We start from the raw sequence: 22,235 nt of genomic DNA on the forward strand, positions 1-22,235 counted from the left end.
TCAGCGCTCTTCGACCAGCTCCGTCAACCTCCGGATGAAGTTGTGCTCGCCGAACGCTTCGGCATGGGCACGAATGGCGTCCGGGTCCCACGGCTGGGAGCGCACGGCGTCCATTCCTCGGTTGATGTCGGCGGGAGCGGGCCGTTCGATGAACACGCCGTTGACTCCCTCTACGACGGTGTCGAGGTACCCCCCGGCGCGCAACGCGACGACGGGTTTGCCGAAGGCATTGCCCTCGAGAGGTGTGAGGCCGAAGTCCTCGTAGGACGCCGCGACGAGGGCTGCAGCATGGGCGTAGGCCCAGCGCAGCTCGTCGTCGCTGATGTCGGAGACGATCTCGACGTTGTCGGGGCGGCTCGCCCGCAGAGGCTCAGCCATCGGCCCTGCGCCTACCACGAGCAAGCGCTCGGAGCGCCCACGCATCGCTTCGATGACGGCGTCGACGTTCTTGTACGGCATGAGGCGTGACACCACGAGGAAGTACGGTGTCTGACCCCAGTGCGCAACGGCGGCGATGGGGGCTCGACGACCTGTCTCGTCCACGCCGAACGGCGGCGGGAGGACGGCGACGTCGTAGCCGTACGCTCGCTTGATCCGTGTGGCGATGACGTTGGCGTTGGCGACGTAGGCGTCCGCCGTGGCGGCAGCCTTCACGTCCCACGCCAGCAACGGTCGCTTGAGCACCTCGAGAGCCGCGCCCTTGACGCTGCGGCGGCCGCCCGCGCCGAGATACTCGTCTGCGGCGTAGAGCCATCGGGCGGGCGAGTGACAGTAGACGATCTTGTGGCCCGTCGTGGGAAATCCGTGAGCCCACCCGCTCGACGATGCCAGGACCACGTCGGCGTCGATCGTCATGCGGTTCGAGGCCCATGGGAGCAGGGGCAGGGCGAGCCGGTGGTATCGGCGCAGCACCCCGATTCGGTTGAGGGGGGAGACGACGATGTTCTTGTCGGCGAACTCCGGGAACGTGGTCGACGGGTTGTAGAGCGTCGTGTGGATCGGCGCGTCGGGGAACGCGCGGCTAATGGCCAGGACCACGCGTTCGGCCCCTCCTCGTTGCGTGAGGTAGTCATGTGCGATGGCGACGCGGGGGCGGCTCGCCTCGGTCGCCAACTGATACAGCTGGGCGGGACCCGGGCCTGCCGCGGACTCCTGCGGCACGACATCGTTCGGTGGCGCGTCGGTCATCGTCAGGCTCCTCGGATCGCGCGCGCAAGCGTGGCGGCGGGTTCTTCGTCGGGCGTGCGCCAAGGCGGGGTCGGTTCGCCGCCCCACTCGGCGAGGCCGTAGCGGCGCCAGAAGTCGCGCACCCATGGGGGTGGATCGGTGGCCGTGACCCAGGCGGGCAAGCCCCGCATCGCGGCTTCGAGTGTGCCTGTCGAGAAGATGGAGACGACGGGCTGCGTGAGCTCGGTCAAGGCGGTGCTGGTCGACGCGAACTCGACGCCTCGCCGCCGCATGACTGCGTGAAGGGTTCGCGAGACGGCGTCCTTCTCGTTCGGGTGCGGTCGATAGAGCATCTCGCCCTGGGCGCACGCATGGAGATAGGTCGTCAGCGTCTCACGCCGCGTCAGCTCCGTTCCGTGCAGCTGCCCGAGCATGACGGGTCGATCTGTCGTGATCCGTGGCCGGCCTTCGTGGGATGCTGCCCACAACATCTGAGATCCGACGACCTGGGCCGTGACGTCGGGTCGTCCGCGCGTCCAGTATTCGGCGTCACTGTCGCACCAGGCGAGCACATGCGCTCCGGCCGGGGCGGGCGGCGACCAAGGGGTGAGCAGACCGTGCTGGACGAGATGCACGGTGACGTCGCGTGCTTGCGCCCAGCGCACGGCACCCTCGCTCCAGTGGAGGTAGGCCCCAAGTGTGAGCACGGAGCCGATCGTGGCCGGCAGGTCGGCCGGTCCGTCATAGGGCCGCGCTTCCCACGCGCCGCCGAGACCCTCGAGCGGATCGATGTCGAGGTCGCGTGGGGCGAGCACCGCCGTTCGAGCGAGATCCAGGTGGCGCAGCGGCTCGACGATCGCCACCCGGCAGCTCGGCGTCCCCTTGTCGATGACGACGAGGGTGGTGGCGGCGTTGCGCGGCAGCCACAGCCAGGCACGAGGCTCCGCCACCGGCCGGAACCGGCCCTTGGCGCGACGGACCGCCTCGACACCCCGCCGCCGGCGATCAGCCCACTGCTGCCATGCGGCCAGGTCGGGCATCAGACCCGGCACGGTCTTCGTCATCCTGCTCCCCCTCGTCGTCCGAACGGATCAGGGCCATTCTGGCGTACCTCACCCCCATGGCGTGCGTGGGCGATGCGAGAGGATGGCCACGTGAACGATTCGTCCGCACCTGACTCCCTGGCCGCCCTGATCGCGGAACGCGACGTGCTGGTCCTGTCGCCGCACATGGACGATGCCATGCTCAGCGCCTCGTCGGTGGTGCTCGATCACCCGTGCGAGGTGTGGACGGTCTTCACGGGTGCGCCGCGCCCGCCACAGACGACGTCGTGGGACCTGAGTTGTGGGTTCTCGGACTCGGACGCGACTGTGCGTGCGCGCCGGATCGAGGATGACGCCGCATTCGCCGGCGTCACTGCGAGCAACCGGCGGCTCGGGTACCTCGAAGGCGCCTACGCCTCCCGCGAACAGCGTCGCCTGGAGCTCGTCGACATCGAGGGGGCCCTGCAGGCGTGGATGGATCAGCATCCGCACGGCCTCGTCGTCGCGCCGGTGTGCGCCGGCCGCCACATGCCGCCCGCCCCATGGACGAGCACGCTCGAACGTGGTCGCCGCCTGCTGAACGGGCTCAAGGGAAAGAGGCCCCTTGCCACAGCGTCGCATGAGGGCGTCCACGAGGACCTGGGCGACTCGACCGGCGTCAATCCCCCGCCCCGCGACGCGCAACCCGCCGCCGTCGCGGGCGCCTCCCATGCGGTCGCCCGCCTGGGCGCCGGCGGGAGGCGGATCCTGCGCAGCGGTGTGCAACGCGTCCTGCACGCGGAGTATCTCCACCGGCGGGCGAAGGCGATGGATGGCGGGCTGGCCGCCAACCCCGACCATGTCGTCCTGCGTGATCTCGCGCTCGACGTCGCAGTCCGCCATCCCGGGGTACGCATCGCGTTCTACGAGGACTTCCCCTATCTCTGGCATGCCCGTGGTGATGACGAGATGGCGCGGCTGCGACACGGCCGCGGCTTCGAGGCGGACCGGGTGGTGATGCCCGTCGACGTGTTCCGCAAGCACGAGCGCCTGGCGTGCTATGTCTCTCAGCTCCCCGTCCTCGACACAGACGGTCGCCTGCTGGACCCGAACGAGCTTCCGACCGAGGAGATCTACTGGCTCGTCGGCGCGTCCGACAGCCCGAGTCCTCGGTCCTGACCGACGGGACGGCCGACGATTCGGTACTCGACGAAACCGACGAACTGGCCGAGACGAAGCCCGGCGCGGCTCGCGAGCCCCCGGCGTCCGGACGCGGAGCGGTCGCGGATCGCGGTCGTGACGAGTGCTCCGGGCAACCGCAGGAGATCTCTCCACCACTCGGGGTCGTGCAGGTGAGGAGAGACCGACCACAGGTCGTGTCCTGCGCACAGCCGCATGTGCATCCGCCCCCCGTCGAAGGAGCGTCGGAAGGCCCCGGTGGCGTTGGCGCGGGGCCGCTCCGCCAAGGTCATGTCCGGCACCCGCAGGAGCGTGAAACCCTGGGCCAGAACACGCAGCCCGAGATCGTTGTCCTCCGCGCCCGGCACATACCCCTGGTCGAAGCCGCCGACCTCCATGAACGCCGCGCGTTCGACGGCGGAGGCTCCTCCCATGAAGACCGGGTAGGCGTCACGGACGACGTCCCGCGGTCCGGGCGTCGCGCTGAGGCGCGACAGCTCTTTCCATACGGCTGGGCGGCCCGAGATAAAGGATCTCCCATTCACGGTGTGCACTCCCCCGGTGACGAAGGGCGCCGCCTCCAGCGCACTCGCGGCGGCCTGGACGAATCGGGGCCCCGCGCAGTCGTCCGCATCACAGAAGATGATGCGGTCGGCGGCCGAGCGACTCACTCCGACGTTGCGGGCGTAGGCCACACCCTGGTGTTCGCTCGCGCGCACCACACGGATGTCGAGCACGTCCGACCAGCCGTTCACCACCGCATCGGGAGCTTCGGGCGAATTGTTGTCCACGACGAGCACCTCGAAGGCCGGCGCTCCTTCTTGATGGGCGAGGGCCTCGAGCTGAAGCCCCAGCGTGTCGTTCGCGTCGTAGCACGCGATCACCACACTGACCTGCGCCGTCATCAGACCCCACCCCGCTCAGTACGCCCCGCCTCGGACGCCCTGCGGCGTCGGCCGACGGTCCAGGATAGCCAGGCACGACGCGCGGGCTGTGCTCTCGCCTAGGCTGGGGGTCATGGCGAACCCCACTCCGGCCATCATCCCCGCACGCGGCGGGTCGAAGGGCATCCCCCGCAAGAACCTGAAGCTGCTCGAGGGAAAACCTCTCATCGTGTGGTCGATCGAACAGGTGCTCGCGACCCGGGGGCTTACGCCGTACGTCTCGACCGAGGACGAAGAGATCGCCGATGTGGCCCGCGGTGCCGGCGCGCAGGTCATCGAGCGTCCCGACGAGTTGGCGGGTGACACGACGGCGTCGGAGCCCGTCATCGAGCACGCCATCGAGGTCATCACCGCCGAGGTCGGCCGGCCGGATCAGGTGATGTTCCTGCAGGCCACCTCTCCCCTGCGGCTGCCCGGCACCCTCGCGCGCTGCCTCGACGAGTTCGCCGTCACGGGCGCCGACTCGATGGTGGGCGTCGTGCCGGCCGAGATCTTCATGTGGCGACGCGTGCCGCACGTCGAGGCCCTCTACCCGTACGAGGCGCGCCCCCGCCGTCAGGATCTGCTTCCCGAGCAGCTGCGCTATCGCGAGACGGGGTCGCTGTACCTCACCCGCACCGAGATCTACGAGCGCCACCACAATCGTCTCGGCGGCTCGATCGAGTTGTTCGTCATGGATCCGCTCGAGGGCATCGACATCGACGCCGAGCACGACTTCACCCTCGCCGAGAGCCTGTGGCGCCGGATGGGCGAACGCGACGCGTGAGCGATACCGCGCGGTAATGATCGGCGGTCCGGACCCCGGCGAGGCGGCGTCGAGACGGTTATGATGAGGCGCATCGGGTTGGTTGCCATGGCCTGTCCCGGTCCGCACGGGGGTGCGCAGACCGCAGCACGACGGCCGCGACACCGCGGCGCATGCGCCGAACGAGTTCAGGAGATTCATGACCACCATCGCCAGGGAGATCGCTCCCTACGTCGTGTTCAGCGATGACACGATCCTCGCGGCGCTCAACAAGATCAGTGACAACAAGGCGGGCATCGTCTTCTGCGTCGACTCGCACGGCATCCTGCAGGGCGCCCTGTCCGACGGCGACTTCCGCCGCTGGGTGACGGCGCACCCGAGCGCCGACCTGAGCACGTCCGTCATGGCGGCGGCGCACACGTCCCCGGTCAAGCTGGCGTACGGCACCGAGACGTCGACGATCTCCCAGGCGTTCCGTGACGGCGTGCGCGTCATCCCGCTCGTCGACGAGCGCGGGCACGTGCGTGCGGTTGCGCGCAACGCGCTCGGCAGCGAGATCCGCATTGGGCGCCACGCGATCGGTGAGGGCAACCGCTGCCTCGTCATCGCCGAGATCGGCAACAACCACCAGGGGGACATGGAGCTCGCGAAGCAGCTCGTCGACCTCGCCAAGAAGTCCGGTGCGGACGCCGTCAAGTTCCAGCTGCGCGATCTGACGGGCCTGTACCGTCAGGGCGACTTCGCCTCCAGCGCCGGCGAGGATCTCGGCGCGCAGTACACGATGAACCTGCTCGCCAAGTACTCCTTCACGAACGAGCAGATGATCGAGATCCTCGACTACTGCAAGAGCGTCGACATCGACGCGTTCTGCACGCCGTGGGACGAAGCGTCGCTCAGGGTCCTCGCCGACTACGGGGTGCCCGCGCTCAAGATCGCGAGCGCCGACATGACGAACCACGACCTCCTGCGCGCCTGCGCGGCCGAGCACCTGCCGATGCTCGTCTCGACGGGCATGTCGACGGAGGACGAGATCGTCGCGAGCGTCGACGTCATGCGTCAGGCGGGCGGTGAGTTCGTCCTGCTGCAGGTGCAGTCGACGTACCCGGCGCCGTTCAAGGACATCAACCTCAAGTACATGGATCGACTCGCCGAGCTCGGCGAGTGCCCGGTCGGCTACTCGGGCCACGAGCGTGGCTATCACGTGCCGATCGCCGCGGTGGCGCGCGGCGCGCACGTCGTCGAGAAGCACTTCACCATCGACAAGACGCTCGAGGGCAACGACCACCAGGTCTCGCTGCTGCCCGAGGAGTTCGCCGAGATGGTGACGAAGATCCGCGAGGTCGAGTCGGCGCTCGGCAACGGCGAGACGCGCGCCGTCTCCACCGGCGAGTTGATGAACCGCGCCAACCTGGCGAAGTCCCTCGTCGCGACGCGTGACATCGCCGCCGGCGCGAAGCTGACGCGCGCCGACGTGACGATCAAGTCGCCCGGCCGCGGGTTGCAGCCGAACCGGCTCGAGGCGCTCGTCGGACGCACGATGCGTCGTCCGATCGAGTCGGGTGATTTCTTCTACGCAACCGACCTGACGGACGCCGTCGCGCACGGCCGCGCCTACGAGTTCAAGCGCCCCTGGGGGCTGCCGGTGCGCTACCACGACGCGCGCAAGCTGCTCGGCGCCGGCGAGACGCTGACCAACCCCGACTTCCTCGAGTTCCACCTGTCCTACAAGGACGTGGAGATGTCGATGGAGCAGATCGACGCAGCGTTCGGCAGCAAGAAGTTCGACGGCATGTTCCACACCGTCCACTGCCCCGACCTGTACGCCGGTGACTTCATCATCAACCTCGCGAGCGACGACGAGGCGACGTGGGAGCGTTCGATCCATGAGGTGCAGAAGGTCGTCGAGATCACGCGCGACCTCGGTCGCTGGTTCGACGGCAACGGCGAACCCCCGATCGTCATCTGCACGATGGGCGGCTTCACGATGGACGCCTTCGACACGCCCGCACAGCGCACCGTCAAGTACGAGCGCATCGCGAAGGCTCTCGAACTCATCGACGACACCGACGCGCGCCTGACCGCGCAGACCCTTCCGCCGTACCCGTGGCTCATGGGCGGCCAGCAGCACCACAACCTGTTCATGGACGTCGACGACACGGTGTGGTTCTGCGAGCAGTTCGGCCGCCGCCTGACGTTCGACCTGTCGCACTCGAAGCTCGCGGCGAACTTCACGAAGAAGCCGTTCAGCGAGTACGTCGAGAAGCTCGCGCCGCTCAGTGATCACCTGCACGTCGTCGACGCCGAGGGTGTCGACGGCGAGGGCCCGCAGATCGGCGACGGCGAGATCGACTGGCCCGCCACGGCAGCGCAGTTGGACCGTCTCGCCCCCGGCGTTCCGTTCATCCCGGAGATCTGGCAGGGCCATGTCAACAATGGCGAGGGCTTCTGGACCGCCCTGGATCGGTTGGAGGCCTGGCTGTGAACACCCCTGCCCCTGTCGCCCTGTGGGTCTCCCCCGTCTCCAATCTTGCAGGCGTGGCGCGACACATCCTGGATGTCGCGCGCCACGGTCTGCCCGGATGGCGACTCGTCGTCGCGGCGCCCGAAGGCCCCCTGCTGGATGAGCTCCGTGGCCTCGACGTCCCCATTCTCACCCTCGATGTCGACCAACCCGCCCACAGGGCTGTGGCGGATCTGCGCGGAATCATCAGGCGGATGGACCCGCACATCGTGCACTCGCACCTCGCGAAAGCGGACTTCCTCGCCACGATGGCGGCTGTCGGTCTTCCTGTCACCCTCGTCTCCACCGAACATCACATCCCCGAAGACCCGAGAGTCTTCCACTCGAGCAAGGCGAAGGCGTGGTCACGGCAGTCCGCGCACCACGCCCGGACGCGTCGCGCCGCGCGGCTCATCGCCGTCAGTGAATCCACGAAGCGCGACATGGAGAGGTACTGGCGTCCGAGCGCGCCGATCACCGTCATCAAGAACGGTGTGGATCGGACGACGGCGCCTCCTCGCTCCCCCGGGTTGCGGTTGCTCTCCCTGGCCCGACTCGATGCCGAGAAGAACATCGATGCAACGCTGCGCATCTTCCGTCAGGTTCGCGCCCAGCAGCCGGGGGCCACACTGACGATCGCGGGCATGGGTCCTGAGGCCGATCGACTACGCGCTGTGGCGCGTGAGCTCGGAGTCGACGACGCAACCAATTTCGCTGGGTTCGTCGATGCTCGCGAAGCGCTCGCGTCGCACGACGTTCTCGTCCAGCCGTCGAGGGCCGACAATCTCTCGTACACGCTGCTTGACGCGGTGAACTCCGGTCTCGGTGTGGTGGCCAGCGACATCGGGGGCAACCCAGAGATCCTGCCACCTCGATGCCTCGCACCCTTGAGCGACGAGTCGGCCATGGCGGATGCTGTGATCGAGCAGGGTCTCGACGTGTCGAAGCGCCCGCACCTACCCGATGACATCCCGACCGTGAGCGAGATGGTCGACGCCGTCCTCGACGTGTATGCAGAACTAGGACTCGCCTCCGCTGATCTCGGCCGTGAGCTGGCCACGCCGGTGCGCGCTGCCAAGCCGGCGGTGAGCGTCGTCACCGCGTACTACAAGAATCACGCCACGCTCGGCGAGCAGCTCGACGCCCTCGTCGCGCAGGTGGACGCGCCGCCCTTCGAGGTCGTCGTCGCCGACAACGAAGGCTCTGCGAGGCTGGCGCGGATCGTGGAACGCTACCGCGGCGCGCTCGACATCCGCGTGGTGTCGGCCAATGACGTTCAGGGCCAGTGCCACGCTCGCAACGTGGGGGTGAAGGCCGCGCGCGGTGACGTCATCGCGATGTCCGATGCGGACGACGTCGTGGGCGAGCGGTGGGTGGCGACGCTGCATCGGGTGGTGTCTCAGACCGACGTCCTCGCCACCGGCATGATGCGTCTCGACGTCATCAATTCGGAGTTCGTGTGCCGTGCCAAGGCGGTCGCTGATGGGCTCGACCAGGTGCCGCATCCGTACGAGCAGGGCCCGTTCTCCTATCTGGGCTACGAGGTGTTCGTCTTCGGCTCCAACATCGGGATCCGCCGGAGCACGTACCTCGAGCTTGGCGGCATGAACGAAGCCATGCTGGGCGGCAGTGAAGACGTCGACTTCTCCTGGCGGTTGTTGGAATCGGGCCGCACGATCGTCGTGGACCCCTACGCCACGGTTCATTACCGGCTCCGCGCCGGCACCTCCGACGCGATGACGCAGGGGTATCGCTACAGCCGCGCCCAAGTGGGTCTGTGGCGCCGCAGTCAGCTGCTGGGCCGCCCGGTGCGCGGTATGTCGTTCCTGTGGGCGGTCACGGAGACGGCGAAGCTGCCCCTGGCCTGGGCCAGGGCGCCTGGGCTCAGCGCGGAAGAGCGTTTTGCCCTCGCAGGCCGAACAGGCTGGATCACCGGCAATCTGGCCGGGCAGATCGCCGTGCGCGCTCCCTGGTATCGGCCGCCGGAGGAACCGTGCTCCATCTGAATCTCTGCGCCAACCAAGGTGCGGTCGGCGGCGGGGAGGTCATGCTCTTGGCGATCGCGCAGGCGGCCCGGAGCCTGGGTCATGAGGTCACAATCATCGCGCCGGAGCAGCCTTGTGAGGTCGCCCGTGAAGCCGCTGCTCTGGGGTTCAGCACCGTCGCCCTCCCCGGGGACTCGACAGCCGGGTACATGCGCGGTCTCCGACGGTGGGATGCCCGTGAGCGCACGGGCATCCTGTGGTGCAACGGGCTGCGGCCCGCCGTGGCCACGGCCGGTCACAGACGCCGCATCGTTCATCTTCACCAGGAGCCCCACGGAGTCCAACGTGTCCTGATGACGATCGCACGAGTCGGCTCCATGGTGACCCTGGTCCCCTCCGAGTTCATGGGCCGCAGAATTCCCCGCACCCGGGTGTTGGAGAACTGGGTGGATGAGCCGCCCAGCACCAGGGACAGTTCGGTCCGCCGAGATCTGAAGTCCCCGGTCATTGGATACCTCGGGCGCCTCTCGAGCGACAAAGGCGTACCGATCCTTTGCAGGGCAGTCGCGACGCTTCGCGAGGGTCATCGCAACCCGACGCTCCTGCTCGCCGGCGAATCACGGTTCGTGAGCGAGGCCGACGCCACGCGCGTTGACGCGGCTATCGCTGCGCTGGGCGCGACTGCGGTCCGAAAGGGGTGGATGGAGCGCGCCGAGTTCTTCGAGTCTGTTGATCTGGCCGTCTTCCCCTCGGTGTGGGACGAGCCCTTCGGACTTGTCGTGGCCGAAGCCATGGCCGCGCGCTGCCCGTTCGTCGTGAGCGATGCCGGGGCGCTGCCGGAGGTTGCGGGGCCGGGCTATCCGTTTGTCGCAGCCCGCGGCGATGCCGCCTCCCTCGCCGCCGTCATCGAAGACGCTCTGAGCGAACCCGCTGCGGATGTCGTGAATCACTCATACAGGCGATGGGCAGGCCACTATTCCCCTTGGACGGGCGCCTACCGGCTCAAGTCTCTGCTCGACGACCTCATCAAGGACACCCCAACCTCATGAAAGCAACTCTCGTCATTCCGTCGCGCGGAGGCGCAAGGCGCCTGCCCGTACTCCTCGAGGCCCTCAGCAAGCAGAGTTACGCCGATTGGGAGGCTGTCGTTGTTATCGACGGGGATATCGACGATTCGGCCTCTGTCGTGGCGCAGTACCATTACTTACCGGTGCGGACCATCGTCTTCCCGAAAAACCGGGGGCGAGTTGCTGCCCTCAACGCCGGCTTCGACGCATCCCTCGGGGACGTGCTCATTCGTTGTGACGATGACCTCGAACCGGCGCCAGACTTTGTCGAGAAGCATATTGCGGCGCACCAAGGCGAGCCATGCGGGGTGGTGGGCTTGTACAAGAATATTCTAGACGACACCCCCTATGCAGAAGTGTATGGTCATGATGCCGACGAGCGATTTCGTCGTGAAGCCTACGCCACCCCGGCCGAACAGCGTTGGCGCTATTGGGCGGGAAACTGCTCCATGACACGCCACACATGGCGCGAAGTCGGGCCGTACGATCCACGCTTCCGCGCCTACGGATGGGAAGACGTTGACTACGGATTCCGCATCGTAGAAGCCGGATACCCGGTTGTCCTCGAGCCTTCACTCGAAACAGCGCACTACGCGGCTGCTGTCTCGACAAGCTCTCGCGCGCGCCGCGCCTTCCTATCGGGACAAGCTCGCTTCCTCTTTGACTCAATTCACTCAGGCGAGGTTCCCCACTCTGGCCCACCGCGCCCGAAGAACACGTCTCCTTGGAACATCGCAACGAACCTGGTCGCACTATGCACGACCTACTCAAGCGCCAGATCCACGGGCCATGCCATTGATTTCGTTCTGCCTAGGCTGCCATCCCAGGTGGGGTCGAAACTAGTCGCACTACTCGTAGAGGCGTCAGCTGTAGCAGGCTACTCCCGCCCGCACGGGGCGAAGAATGACGTATAACTCCGTCTCACACATTTGCCTCGTCGTCCCCCGCCATCCCGAGGTCAGCGGGGGGTCGACCTTCGTGCGCAATCTCGCTGCGGCCTTCAGAAATCATGGGCTCAGCGTTCGCGTCCTATCGGTGTACCCGGGCCACCCGCTCGGCGGTGACAGCTTCTCTCCTGCTGCGGATGAGACTGACACGATTTTCGTACGCGAGGAACTGCACCGACGGCCAGTTTCGGAGGGGCGTCCCCCTTGGCGCGCTGCCCCTCTTGCCCTGTTCAAGCGATGGGACCGGTGGCGCCAGCTCTCTGCTCTGCGACGCACCATGGCCACGTTGCCCGCCAACAGCGTTGTCATCTTCACCCACGTCCTCGGCAAGATGATGGTCGATGAGTCCGGTTTTCAGCGGTCCCCGACCGGCCCACTGTTCGTCGGGCAGCACCATTCGTCGTTCGCGAGTCTTGAGGACGAACCGTGGCTCCGGGAGGCTCTTCCGAAACACTTCGCTGACTGTGATGCCTTCGTCGCGCTCTCCGATGAGGACGCGGCCTTCTTCGGCTCGCTGCTCGACGTGCCGTGCGTCGCAATCCCCAACCCGGCACCAGAGGGCCGCACTCTCTCCACGCAATCGACGAAGAGAGCGGTGGCATTGGCACGCTTGTCGCACGAAAAGCAGATCCCTCTCATGGTGCGTCTCTTCGCCGCGGCGATCACCGTGCCCGAGGCGGATGGGTGGTCGTTGGCCATCTACGGCGACGGGGTCGAGCGCCCCCAGGTTGCCGACGAGATCGAGCACTCTGGCATGCATACGCGGATCCAGTTGGCCGGTGTCGTCGACGATTCAGCCACCGCGCTGTCAGACGCGTCGTTGAATCTCCTGACGTCAAGCCTCGAAGGCTTCGGCATGACGATCTTGGAGGCGGCGTGCTCAGGGATCCCTTCGATCGCGTTCGATTGCTCTGAGGGTGTGCGGTCGCAGCTGGAGGACGGGGCTGGGTACCTCGTTCCTGCCAGCGACGAAACTGCCTACGTCGAGGCGCTCAGAGCCGCCATGACCAACGATGAAGAACGGGCTCGCCGGGCTGACCGCGCGCTGACTCGCTCCCGGTCGTACGATGCGTCGACCATCGCAGCACGCTGGCTCGCACTATTCGACACCCTATTTCCCATGGACCCACCAGCCCCCTCTGAAGAGTCCTCCACGGCGCAGGCCCGTCCCGAATCAACGCACCCGTGCGCGTCCCCCGGAGTTCCCTCGCCCCGCCGCGAAGCCTGAGCGGGGCGGTGTCACAGTTTCCGGTCCTTGATGGGCGTCAGCCTCACAGCGTCGTCGACAAGCAAATTTCCCACCCCGGGAGGTCATTCATCGATCGCTGCCATGATCCGACGAGCAACAGCCGCGCGTGTGAATTCACTCGCCCTATGCCTGGCCGCACCACTCCGCTCACGAGCCGATTCGGGGTCTGCTGCTGTCTTCATCGCGGCCACCAGCGCCGCATGGTCGTCACGGTCAACCGTGATGCCCGTGTCTCCCAGAAGCCATCCGGGCCCTCCCACGGCAGGGCCGATGCTGGGAACCCCTGCCTGCATGGCTTCGACGAAGATGATGCCTGCTGGTTCACAGTCAGCCAGTGCGATACAACAGGTGGCGCGGCGCCACAAGTCCTCCATGTCGGCGCGGTCGCCTGGATCCCGAAGGTCCTTCCAGCCGTGGCAGATCACCCCCGGAAACTCGACCTGCGGATGCTGACCTACCAGGTGCAACTCTGCCTCGGGAAACTCTCGACGGACGTCCGAGAAAGCCTTCGCCACCTGAGGACCTCCCTTTCCGATCCACTCCCTGGCCGGAAAGAGGAATCTCGGGGGAGACCATTGTTTGTGGTGCGACGGCTCGACCTCGAAATTGGCGCTGATACCCACCGCGCGAGCCTTCTCGGAAGGGCAATGACAGTCGTTCACTGCAGAATCGGCCGCCCACCCCGTCGAGAACAGTGCGGCATGATTCGCCGCGTACGATTCAACCTGATGACGGCTGCGCGCGACTGTCGTGCGCTGGGGAACGGTCCCCCAGAAACGGGACGGCCACTGGAGCGCCTGTGGAATGGTCATGTCTTCGTAGGAGGCCGTGCGGGGGTGTCGGACGCTGTAACCGGTGCCCATCTGCAGGACGCCGTCGACTGGGCCTACGGTCCGTAGACGCCGCGCCGCCGTCCAGCTGACGAGCCGCAGATGCGTCATCGACTGCGTGGATCCGGCCAGGGCACGCCGCATGGCTGTTCGCCTCCCCCGCTTCGCGAGTCCAGGAACCCCCCAGGCCAGCTGTACCGCCCGTCTGACGAAGCGCCAGCCGACCGGGGAGCAGTCCACGGTGATCACATCGACGCCGGCCTCTTCAAGCCCCTGCACGAGGTTGCTGGGCGTGCCCGACCACAATCCTGGGTCACGAGGATCTCCGATCGCCAGCACAGCCACCCGTCGCACGCCGTGAGCGGCCGCGACACGGCGCTGCATAGCGGGTGCATGACCTCGTGAGATCACGGCAGAGAGCGGGGTCTGGACGAGTCGCCGGCACCTGTCTCGGGTCTCACGGACCAAACAGGCCAAGGCGCGAACCGCCCCTGGCTCACGCGTTACTCCTACGCGGGCGAGAGCGAGACGAACGCCTAGGCCAAGCGCAGGACGCTCTTGCGTGGCAGCGCGCAGCGCCTCGACAACCAGGTCACGGTATTCCCCTGTTCGCCACAGCCGGATGGCCAGGGGCGGCATGGCGGTCCGAATATAGGCATCCCCCTCATCCGAGACCCCCACCTGTTTGAGCAGTATCCCGACGCGAGCGGCGAGAAACCCCGCGTCATCGTCTCGGAAACGAGTGGTCCCGAGCGACGTCGATACCTCACGGAAATCCACGAGCGGTTCATCGACACAGATGATGCGCCCATGAGCCGCAAGACGTAGCCACAGGTCATAGTCCTCGAAGAACCATCGCTCGTCGTATCCCCCTACGGTCCGAACGGCCTCGGTCGCTACCAGGACCGAGGCTGCGGGTAACCAGCACTGATGCAGCAGACGCGTGTGGATGTTGCCTTCGAGTGCCCCTGGGCCCGAGGGCCACTCGTGCAGCGTGCGGTAGTCCGGCTGCAGCACCTGGCCTTCCTCGTCGATCCGCCGGGCGTTCGAATAGACAGCAACGGCACGGTGCCCATCCCCCACCCAGCGATCTATGAGCGACTCCAACCGTTCAGGAATCATCCGATCATCTGCCGAGACGTACGTGTAGAACGGTGTGGTGATCGTCTCCAGCGCTTCATTCAGACCACGGCACAACCCGATGTTCTGAGGGTGCACGACAAGCTCATATCCGGCCTCTGGATGGCGGGAGAGCCAGGATACAATCCGCGCCACAGAACTGTCGCCGGATGCATCGTCGATGATGAGCACGCGCTCCGGCGCACGCGTCTGGACGAGGATCGAATCGAGCAATTCTTCTACGAACCGCTCGTGATTATAGCACACGACGACGACCGTGACTCCGAGGTTGTCAGCCATTCGCTTCATCCCTCCTCGAGTCGACCGAGACGCACCAAGCGTGCGAACGCGGGGCTCTGGGTTTGTAGTTTCGCAAAGGTGCCGGACCCGACTACGCGGCCATCCTCCAGGTAGATCACACAATCGGCATGCTTGACGGTCGAAAGCCGGTGGGCCACGAGAATCACCGTGATGCTTCCGTGTAGGCCACGAATGACTGCGCTGATCTTGTCCTCTGTCTCGTTGTCCAGAGCCGACGTGGCCTCGTCGAGAACGAGGACCTGCGGGCGCCGATACAGTGCCCGCGCGATACCGACGCGCTGCTTCTGCCCACCCGACAATTGGGTTCCTTGGAACCCGACGATGGCGTCCATACCCCCGGGCAGGGAATCAAGAAGCTCGCCGAGTTGCGCCAGGCGAAGGGCCGCTTCAACAGCGGTTCGGTCGACAGACTGCTCATCGGCCCCGAACGCGACGTTCTCCCACAAGGTGGCGGCCAGCAGGTAGACGTCCTGCGGAACGTAAGCGACCTTGTCAAGCCATTGTGCATGATCAGCGACGATGTCGAGCCCATCGAACGACACCTGGCCATAGGTAGGTTGGATTAGCCCGAGGACAATGTCGATGAGGGTTGTCTTGCCCGAGCCGGACAAGCCGCAAACAGCAAGTGACGATCCCTCGGGAACCACGAATGACACGCCCTGCAACACGTCGTCGACCCCATCCGGGTAACGGAACCGCACGTCGTCGACGACGAGGTCGCCGGATCCCATCGCAGTCGCCGCGTGGCCCAGGTGCGGGTCCTTCTGGGCTCGTCCAGCTCGGGCGGCCCCCTTGCGGGGGGCTTCGCTCAGTCCCCGCAAAGCTTTCGTCGTGACATGGAGGCCCTCGATGCCGAATCGGATGTTTCCCAGCGTGGCGGTGAGCGCTGTCAACGACGGCAGCAACTTCACGGCGGCCGCGACGAAGAGGGTGATGGTGGGCATTGTGTTGTCCGCCCCGCCGCTCAGCGCGCTCGAACACAGCAGAACCGCGATCCCGAGAATCGTGACGAATTCGAGGACATACTTGGGAGCCTGGGCATAGAAGTTGGCGTCCCGAGACGCGGCGGCATTACGTGTGGCCGCATCACTGTACGTCACGAGAAAGTGCTGCTCAGCCTTGTGCATTCGCACTTCGCGGGCCCCATAGATCGCTTCGAGCAACGCATGGCTCATCTGCCCCGCGGCCTCTTGCGCAGCGATACCCGCCCTTCGATTCCTCGGCGCCAAGAATCGCTGGACCAGCGCGACCGCCACGAGGGAGTATACGATGACGCCCAGGGTGGTGCCAGGGGCCACGGCGAAGAGGAAACCGGCAATGAGACTGATTGACAGGAGCTGCCCGAACACCCCGAGCACGCCTCCCAGAACGTTGGCGTGGGCGGCCTGCACCGCGGCACCCACCGTACGGACGACCGCGCCGACATCCCGTCGTCGTTGCACGAGATAGCTGTCGCTCAAGTAGCTGTGCAGCAGCCTGGTCGCTGTCAGGACTTGGAGACGGGCCACCAAGTCGAAGGACCAGCGCGCGACCGCGAGGGCAAAGATGCTCTTTGTCAAGAAAGCCAGCACCATGGCGACGCAAAGCATCACGGCGAAAGGGCCACGCTCAGGCGTGCCCGCAAGGCGATGGATGACCCCGAGGTATCCGGCCTCGAGGCTCGCCCCGGAAAGCACCTGCATGACGGGCAGGACGACTGCCAAGCCGGCGAGATCGAGCAATGAGACCACGAACTGCAGTGCAGCGTACAAGCCGAGCTGTGCGCGGGTGCCGCGTGGAAAGCTGGAGACTAGGTAGCGCAACTCGCGCACCCAGGAGGTCTCCGGTTCAACAGAAGTAGTCATGAACGAGGACTCCCGGTTTCGATGAGGGTCAGGAGGCGTGTCGCGAACGCGGCCTCGGAGAATTCTGCTGCTCGCCGCTGCGCGGCTCGACGCAAGCTGGCCATGTCTGTCGGATCGGCGCGGGCAATATTGCGTGTAGCCAGCCGCAACTCCTCCAAGCTCGTCCATCGCACGGTTCCTGGCACGTCTGCGACGACTTCTGCCGGGCCCGCGGTGTCGTACACCATGGCGATAGCTCCCGCGGACATGGCTTCCACGGTCGTGATGCCGAAGTGCTCCTGTGACTGCGGTGCCATGAGGTGTGACTCTCCGAAACCCTGTGCGTGCCAGTACACCGACGACTCGCGATAAAGCGTGTGCAGTTCTTCAAGAGAGGCATTGGGATGAAACGCGACGGGCAGGCCAACGGACATCTCACGCAGCCTGGCCAGCTCTGCCTCTGAACCAACACTCCCAGCCAGATGCAATTGCCAGCCTTCTGCGTGCAGGTCCGCCATTGCGCGGAAGGCCACGATGAGGGCTTCCTGGTTCTTGTACGGGTGACCCGGCTGCCGGTCCTGAAATCTTCCGACTGCGAGGATCGAAGGCTGCCGCCAAACCCGTCCTGCCCCGACGCCGCAACAGGGCGGGTAGAGGACGTAGGGGTCGACACCCCAACGCTGTCGCGCGTGAGAGGCGGTGAACCGTGAGTTGGCAAGGAATGACGTGTAGGTGGCTCGAAAGTCGCTCCCCCGATTCTGCAGGCGGCGCGCGTACTGCGTCCAGGAGACGTAACGTGCACGAAGACCCGTGAGCCCGGGCGTCGTCAACTGGTGCGGGAAGTGGATGTAATACAGACTGCGCTCGGCGAGTCCCGGCAGAGTCGCGCCGTACATGCACGTGAGGAAGACGTCCGGCTGCATCGAGCGCACGATGCGGGCCCAGACTAACTCTTCGATCACCGTTCGCAGCGCCTCGAAGCGTCCCATCCTCCCGACGCTGGGAAGTTCCTCGTACGCAACGCCGTCGAGGTCGATCCCGAAGTAATCGGCGTAAGCCCCGAGGTCATCAACCTGGCCGGGAGCCACGATCACCGTGTCGTAACCGGCTGCCTTGAGCGTTTCAGCTGCGACGAGCGCTACGCGCTCGGCGCCGCCGCGCGCGGCAAGCATCGGGGCGAGGACGACCGCTCGGCCCCTGTCACTCACGACCACGCCTCCAATAGAGCGTCCGCGCGGTGCGTGAAGGTGTGTTGGGCGAGAGTACGTCGACGTGCCCTCTCGCGCAGCATCATGAAGTCCTGCGGACGCGCCACCGCGTGTCGGCACAGGTCCACGAGCTCCTCGTGGCCGTCGTACACGAGGATCTCTTCGCCTGGATCGTAGAAATCCGCCACGTCGGCACGATCAATGATCTGCACCGCACCCACCCCGGCGGCCTCGAACGTTCTCATCGTGAAGCCGTCCTGATCCCCGTGGATGTTCAAGGTGGCCCTGCCGTTCCGCATGATGGCGTGCGCGGATGGGCCGGCCACGTCGCGTTTCGCCGGGATGCCGAGTGAGCGCACACGCCAGGTGCGCGCGCGGTCGAACACGTGATCCGACCAGCCCCGCCCCCATGCCTGAACGGGGACACCCGCAGAGACAAGCGCCGCGAGCGCAGACTCTCTCTTGGGCAAGGGCGCACCGACGAAACTCACGAGCCCGGCGCCCGCAGTTGTGTTGTCGATGACGCTCGATGCATCGAAACCCAAAGGCACCTGCGCGATACGATGACCAGCCGCCCGGAGCGTTGCAGCGTCCTGGGCGCTGTACGTCGCCAACTGGGCATACCGCCCGACGAGGTCCGCGTCAAAATTGGTACGGCGGATCTCGTCATACATCCACACTCCGACGAGCCGGTCGTTCTCGGCGGCGAGGGCCCAGAACTCTTCTGTCAGAACATCCCCGCGAATGACGAGGACGAAGTCTGGAGACACTTCGCGAACCCGGGCCATGGCGCGGCGCGAGACCGTGGCGCCGGACAGATGCCCTCCGTCACCTCGAAGTTTGCCGGCTAGTTCGTGTGCGGTCTTGTTCCAGAGCTTCTCAGCGGGCGACGCGGCGACGTCGTAGCAATGGGTGAGCACCTCGTACCCCAACTCACCGAACGCCCGCCCGATGGCTGCGTAATAGCCGTGGAATGAAGGAGAGATGATGAGCAGTGACCGCGAGCGCGTCACGCTTCACCTCCCATCACGCGCGCAGGAACGCCGCCCACGACGGCGCCCGGCACCACATCCTTGACGACGACGGCGCCGGCTGCAACAGTCGCCCCTCTGCCGATGGCTACTCCTCCGAGCACCACGGCGTTCTGGCCGATGAAGACGTCGTCCTCGATGAGGACGGGCCCGGTGCCGCGGACCTCATGCCGTGAGCCTCCTCGGGCATGGTCGGTCGACGTCACCATGACGTTGTCCGCGAAGACACAACCGCGACCGATGCTCACCGGGTCGATCGAGTGCAGGTGTACGCGATGGCCGATGTAGGTGTCCGCACCGATGGCAAGGTGCCCCGCGGGGCCTTCCGCCGCCAGCCAAGCGCCGTCTCGAATGATGACCCGATCCGCGACGCTGATCCTGTCGGTCCCCTGGATCATGAGAGGCGAAACCAGCACGCTGCCCGACCCGAAGTGCGCGAAGGCCCGTCGATACAAAGGGATCAGGAGTTGGGCCCGCCGATAGCGAACACCTGGGGTCTTCTCGATCAATGTTCGTGTCATCTTCACGCCTGGACCTCCGATCGCGAGGCGCCGACTGGAGCGCCGCGATGCAGCGGCGCCGCGTTGGATGCGCGTGGCGGGGCGATCTCTGCGGCCCGCCACGCAAGATTCGACGCGGCGGCGGGTTTGCCGAGACGGTAAGCGATGCAGATTCCGAGCACGATGAAGGCACCCACCGTCATGAACACCTCTCCCAGTTTCCACGCGCAGACGAGCACGACGATGACCGTCGCCTCTGCTGTGAGCATCTCCCATGAGACATGCAGTCGTCGATCGAGCAATCCCAGGCCGAGGAGGACGAAGGCCAGAACGGTTGACCAGAGAAAAACATGACCGCCCTCGACGAAAGCCTGCAGATACGAATCATGGAACCATTGCCGTCGATCACCGATCACCACGAACCCCTGATTGAGACCGAGGCCCGTCCACGGCGTCAGGGATGCTTTGATTTCCATCGCCTGATCGATCTGCGCCCTGTACCAATCGGTGCCTGTTCGGTCACCGAACGCGGAACTGGAGGCATAGTTGTTGATCGAGAAGACGAGAACCGCATACCCGATCGCCGCGAGGGCGATTCGATAGGCCACACCGATCCGGTTGCGGAGCAGGACCCACAGGGCGGCCAGCACGATACCTCCGAGCGCGGTTCGCGATCCGGTGAGAAAGACGAACCACGTCGAGAGGAAGAACCACGGTATGCGCCAACGCGGGGACAGAACCGCAAGCCCGAGGATCCCCCATATCGCGTAGTACATCCCTGCAACGTTCTTGTCCCCATAGAAACCGGTCAGATATGGCGGGTAATTATTCTCCGTCAGCCCGGCATAGAACAGAAGGACGTTGGCACATGCGCTCATGCATGCTCCGATGATGAACGACCGAATGTCGATCCGCCCGGTTGCGATGACAACGCACACGGCGAAGAGAATGAAGAACTTCAGGAGGCGCTGCTGCCACGGCATGCCGTGGAAGACGGAAACCAGGACGAGGAAGGCCATGAGTGCCAGGAAGGCGATGACCAGGAGACCACCGCCCGGTACGGTCAGCTTCGCTCGCCGGCAGGCACTGACGGCCACCATCACGACACCCGTTGCAAGACCGCCCACAAGACCCCCAGGCAGGGCGGTGGTGACGAACATCAGCGAGAAACCCATGACGAGGTCCAGGAGAACCACCGGCCCCCAGAAGCCGGCGACGGCCTGCCCGACCTTTTCCACGCGCGTCGAGGCGTGCGGTCCTTCCGTTGCGGCCTTGACGTTACGGGATTCAGGCACAGACGCACTTCGGCGGGTCTCAGCGCCGAGCAGGTGCTGCCACTCGGGAGCCATCCCCTCAGTTCGATTCATGGCCCGACCTCTCCTCCAGCAGGCCGTGATCGACCAAGGACATCACGAAGTTCTGCACGGGCTGCGCGATCTCGTCGGACGGCCATCCGTGCTCAGCAGCCAAGAGCGCCACGAGCCCCTCCGTGTCGGAGACCCGCGGGGACGCCCGCCAGACCAGCAACCCTACCTGCGGCAACCGCACGATGACTCCTCGAGACGCCCTGAGCACCCACACCGCAGATCGATCATCGGGGTCCGTCTCCACAGCGATGTCCTCAGGGATGGCCCATCGGCCCTGGGTTTCTTCACGGCGAGTCATCGCTCGGCCCTCGTACGCAGCCGCGTTTCAAGCCGGTGAAGCACATCACCGAGGGCCGTGACGAATCGCTGCCGGAAAGCGTGCACATATTCACGGCGCGTGGGAGGGTGGCCCAGCTCGTCGCTCAAGAGGCCCTTGTTGACCATGAAGAATGCACGGAAGACCCGCCCCTTCGCCAGTGGCCCGCGTGCCGCCCGGAAACGCCCGCCCCACTCGTCCAGACGTGATCCTTGCCCGCTGGAGAAGTACTTCCACAACGCGTAGGCAGGCAGCCCACGGAATTCCTCGAGACCACCGACGGCGGCAGCCAGCGCCAGCCGAGCCTCCATCTCGTCGGCGCGCCGTACCACTGCGGCGCGGCTCCCCTCCTCAGCCCCGCCCCAGGCAGCCTCGAGGTCCTCGATCCGGTGGCCGCCGCTACGCGCGAAGTGAAGAAGCAGCACCAGTCGCTGATCGTTCAGCGACGGCACATCACAGGCCACCCCGGCGAGGGTCCGGGTTGTGCGCTGTCCCCACATGGCTTCGAAGGCCGTCGCGGGCTCGACATCGAACCCGGGCCACCAGCGATGTACATCCAGAAGGCCGAGCTCGTGGCGGAGGTTCATCGCGTGACCGAAAGCGGAGCCTTCGTCGAAACCTGTGATCTCGCGCCAACCTCGCGCCCGGAGCGCCTCGACAAAGGCAAGCACGTGCTGGGGGCGAACGAGGACGTCCACGTCAACGCTGTGCCGCGCCGCCCGCTGCAGGCGGAGATCCACTGCTGGGCCTTTGACGTGGAGAAGGTCGCAACCGACCTCGTCAGCGATGAGCTGTACATAAGCATGCAGCAGCCGGACACGGACTGTCTGAGGGACCTCGACGCAGTTTGCCGTCATCGTGTCCATTCGTCATCCCCTATCCTGGCCTTGCACGTTCCAACACACAGGCGCGTAG

18 protein-coding genes and 2 pseudogenes are annotated in these 22,235 nt (G+C 65.9%); 9 read left to right on the forward strand and 11 right to left on the reverse strand.

Annotated elements, in window-relative coordinates:
* Positions 1–1,188 carry a glycosyltransferase gene (locus tag NQ706_RS02620; RefSeq protein WP_081873709.1) on the reverse strand — a complete coding sequence of 396 codons (1,188 nt, stop codon included), beginning with the start codon at positions 1,186–1,188 and terminating at the stop codon, positions 1–3.
* Positions 1,189–1,190: 2 nt separating this feature from the next.
* Positions 1,191–2,231, reverse strand: coding sequence for a hypothetical protein (locus NQ706_RS02625; RefSeq protein WP_038569042.1), 1,041 nt, complete (start codon positions 2,229–2,231; stop codon positions 1,191–1,193).
* Between the two features lie 90 nt (positions 2,232–2,321).
* On the opposite strand from NQ706_RS02625, the gene NQ706_RS02630 reads away from it, so the two are divergent.
* Positions 2,322–3,368, forward strand: coding sequence for a hypothetical protein (locus tag NQ706_RS02630; protein WP_051806051.1), 1,047 nt, complete (start codon positions 2,322–2,324; stop codon positions 3,366–3,368).
* Here the strand turns inward: NQ706_RS02630 and NQ706_RS02635 are convergent.
* Entirely contained in the window at positions 3,323–4,273 is a 951-nt protein-coding gene (locus NQ706_RS02635; RefSeq protein WP_051806053.1) for a glycosyltransferase family 2 protein, read from the reverse strand. The two genes, NQ706_RS02630 and NQ706_RS02635, sit on opposite strands and share 46 nt — an antisense overlap.
* 112 nt (positions 4,274–4,385) lie before the next feature.
* Here NQ706_RS02635 and NQ706_RS02640 point away from each other — a divergent pair, with 112 nt between their 5' ends.
* The 8 genes and pseudogenes from NQ706_RS02640 to NQ706_RS02675 all read left to right on the forward strand — a co-directional run bounded on the left by NQ706_RS02640 (position 4,386) and on the right by NQ706_RS02675 (position 12,784).
* A complete protein-coding gene (locus tag NQ706_RS02640) occupies positions 4,386–5,078 on the forward strand; it encodes a cytidylyltransferase domain-containing protein (protein WP_038569044.1) in 693 nt (230 codons plus the stop codon).
* Between the two features lie 178 nt (positions 5,079–5,256).
* Entirely contained in the window at positions 5,257–7,539 is a 2,283-nt protein-coding gene (locus NQ706_RS02645; protein ID WP_038569045.1) for an N-acetylneuraminate synthase family protein, read from the forward strand.
* A 53-nt stretch (positions 7,540–7,592) separates the two neighbouring features.
* Positions 7,593–8,048: pseudogene (locus NQ706_RS02650) on the forward strand (glycosyltransferase family 4 protein); the annotation flags it as partial.
* Positions 8,049–8,093: 45 nt separating this feature from the next.
* On the forward strand, positions 8,094–9,563 hold the full coding sequence (locus NQ706_RS02655) for a glycosyltransferase (RefSeq protein WP_404360384.1): 1,470 nt from the start codon (positions 8,094–8,096) through the stop codon (positions 9,561–9,563).
* Positions 9,551–9,862 (forward strand): annotated as a pseudogene (locus NQ706_RS02660) (glycosyltransferase); the annotation flags it as partial. The gene NQ706_RS02655 and the pseudogene NQ706_RS02660, both read left to right, overlap by 13 nt.
* A gap of 33 nt (positions 9,863–9,895) precedes the next feature.
* Complete coding sequence (locus tag NQ706_RS02665) at positions 9,896–10,591, forward strand: glycosyltransferase (protein WP_167539853.1); 696 nt, start codon at positions 9,896–9,898, stop codon at positions 10,589–10,591.
* On the forward strand, positions 10,588–11,523 hold the full coding sequence (locus NQ706_RS02670) for a glycosyltransferase family 2 protein (RefSeq protein WP_081873710.1): 936 nt from the start codon (positions 10,588–10,590) through the stop codon (positions 11,521–11,523). Before NQ706_RS02665 ends, NQ706_RS02670 begins: the two co-directional genes overlap by 4 nt.
* Before the next feature lie 310 nt (positions 11,524–11,833).
* Positions 11,834–12,784, forward strand: a complete 951-nt coding sequence (locus NQ706_RS02675; RefSeq protein ID WP_038569049.1) for a glycosyltransferase — start codon at positions 11,834–11,836, stop codon at positions 12,782–12,784.
* 83 nt (positions 12,785–12,867) lie between these two features.
* Here NQ706_RS02675 and NQ706_RS02680 read toward each other — a convergent pair whose 3' ends face one another.
* The 8 genes from NQ706_RS02680 to NQ706_RS02715 are packed head-to-tail and all read right to left on the reverse strand — an operon-like array spanning position 12,868 to position 22,186.
* The gene (locus tag NQ706_RS02680; protein WP_051806055.1) at positions 12,868–15,054 is read right to left on the reverse strand and encodes a glycosyltransferase; all 2,187 of its coding nucleotides are present in this window, start codon (positions 15,052–15,054) and stop codon (positions 12,868–12,870) included.
* A 5-nt stretch (positions 15,055–15,059) separates the two neighbouring features.
* Positions 15,060–16,919, reverse strand: coding sequence for an ABC transporter ATP-binding protein (locus NQ706_RS02685; protein ID WP_038569051.1), 1,860 nt, complete (start codon positions 16,917–16,919; stop codon positions 15,060–15,062).
* Complete coding sequence (locus NQ706_RS02690) at positions 16,916–18,106, reverse strand: glycosyltransferase (protein WP_006944481.1); 1,191 nt, start codon at positions 18,104–18,106, stop codon at positions 16,916–16,918. The genes NQ706_RS02685 and NQ706_RS02690 overlap by 4 nt, the downstream gene beginning before the upstream one ends.
* Positions 18,103–19,119: a glycosyltransferase gene (locus NQ706_RS02695; RefSeq protein ID WP_038569056.1), complete on the reverse strand. Its 1,017-nt coding sequence runs from the start codon at positions 19,117–19,119 to the stop codon at positions 18,103–18,105. Before NQ706_RS02695 ends, NQ706_RS02690 begins: the two co-directional genes overlap by 4 nt.
* The gene (locus NQ706_RS02700) at positions 19,116–19,664 is read right to left on the reverse strand and encodes a DapH/DapD/GlmU-related protein (protein ID WP_167539854.1); all 549 of its coding nucleotides are present in this window, start codon (positions 19,662–19,664) and stop codon (positions 19,116–19,118) included. The genes NQ706_RS02695 and NQ706_RS02700 overlap by 4 nt, the downstream gene beginning before the upstream one ends.
* On the reverse strand, positions 19,661–21,004 hold the full coding sequence (locus NQ706_RS02705) for an O-antigen ligase family protein (RefSeq protein WP_131941406.1): 1,344 nt from the start codon (positions 21,002–21,004) through the stop codon (positions 19,661–19,663). Before NQ706_RS02705 ends, NQ706_RS02700 begins: the two co-directional genes overlap by 4 nt.
* Positions 20,991–21,302, reverse strand: a complete 312-nt coding sequence (locus tag NQ706_RS02710; protein ID WP_038569058.1) for a PqqD family protein — start codon at positions 21,300–21,302, stop codon at positions 20,991–20,993. Before NQ706_RS02710 ends, NQ706_RS02705 begins: the two co-directional genes overlap by 14 nt.
* Positions 21,299–22,186, reverse strand: coding sequence for a nucleotidyltransferase family protein (locus NQ706_RS02715; RefSeq protein ID WP_051806060.1), 888 nt, complete (start codon positions 22,184–22,186; stop codon positions 21,299–21,301). Before NQ706_RS02715 ends, NQ706_RS02710 begins: the two co-directional genes overlap by 4 nt.
* Positions 22,187–22,235: the final 49 nt, after the last annotated feature.

Origin of the sequence: Dermacoccus sp. BD5 (assembly GCF_044878485.1) — a bacterium.
Classification (GTDB): Bacteria; Actinomycetota; Actinomycetes; order Actinomycetales; family Dermatophilaceae; genus Dermacoccus; species Dermacoccus nishinomiyaensis.

Bases quoted from the DNA above. Each gene is read 5' to 3' on its own strand.
- NQ706_RS02640 (WP_038569044.1), top strand. From the start codon at position 4,386: ATGGCGAACCCCACTCCGGCCATCATCCCCGCACGCGGCGGGTCGAAG.
- NQ706_RS02710 (WP_038569058.1), bottom strand. From the start codon at position 21,302: ATGACTCGCCGTGAAGAAACCCAGGGCCGATGGGCCATCCCTGAGGAC.
- NQ706_RS02715 (WP_051806060.1), bottom strand. From the start codon at position 22,186: ATGGACACGATGACGGCAAACTGCGTCGAGGTCCCTCAGACAGTCCGT.
- NQ706_RS02620 (WP_081873709.1), bottom strand. From the start codon at position 1,188: ATGACCGACGCGCCACCGAACGATGTCGTGCCGCAGGAGTCCGCGGCA.
- NQ706_RS02645 (WP_038569045.1), top strand. From the start codon at position 5,257: ATGACCACCATCGCCAGGGAGATCGCTCCCTACGTCGTGTTCAGCGAT.
- NQ706_RS02635 (WP_051806053.1), bottom strand. From the start codon at position 4,273: ATGACGGCGCAGGTCAGTGTGGTGATCGCGTGCTACGACGCGAACGAC.
- NQ706_RS02705 (WP_131941406.1), bottom strand. From the start codon at position 21,004: ATGAATCGAACTGAGGGGATGGCTCCCGAGTGGCAGCACCTGCTCGGC.
- NQ706_RS02665 (WP_167539853.1), top strand. From the start codon at position 9,896: ATGACGATCGCACGAGTCGGCTCCATGGTGACCCTGGTCCCCTCCGAG.
- NQ706_RS02685 (WP_038569051.1), bottom strand. From the start codon at position 16,919: ATGACTACTTCTGTTGAACCGGAGACCTCCTGGGTGCGCGAGTTGCGC.
- NQ706_RS02670 (WP_081873710.1), top strand. From the start codon at position 10,588: ATGAAAGCAACTCTCGTCATTCCGTCGCGCGGAGGCGCAAGGCGCCTG.
- NQ706_RS02675 (WP_038569049.1), top strand. From the start codon at position 11,834: ATGGCCACGTTGCCCGCCAACAGCGTTGTCATCTTCACCCACGTCCTC.
- NQ706_RS02625 (WP_038569042.1), bottom strand. From the start codon at position 2,231: ATGACGAAGACCGTGCCGGGTCTGATGCCCGACCTGGCCGCATGGCAG.
- NQ706_RS02680 (WP_051806055.1), bottom strand. From the start codon at position 15,054: ATGGCTGACAACCTCGGAGTCACGGTCGTCGTCGTGTGCTATAATCAC.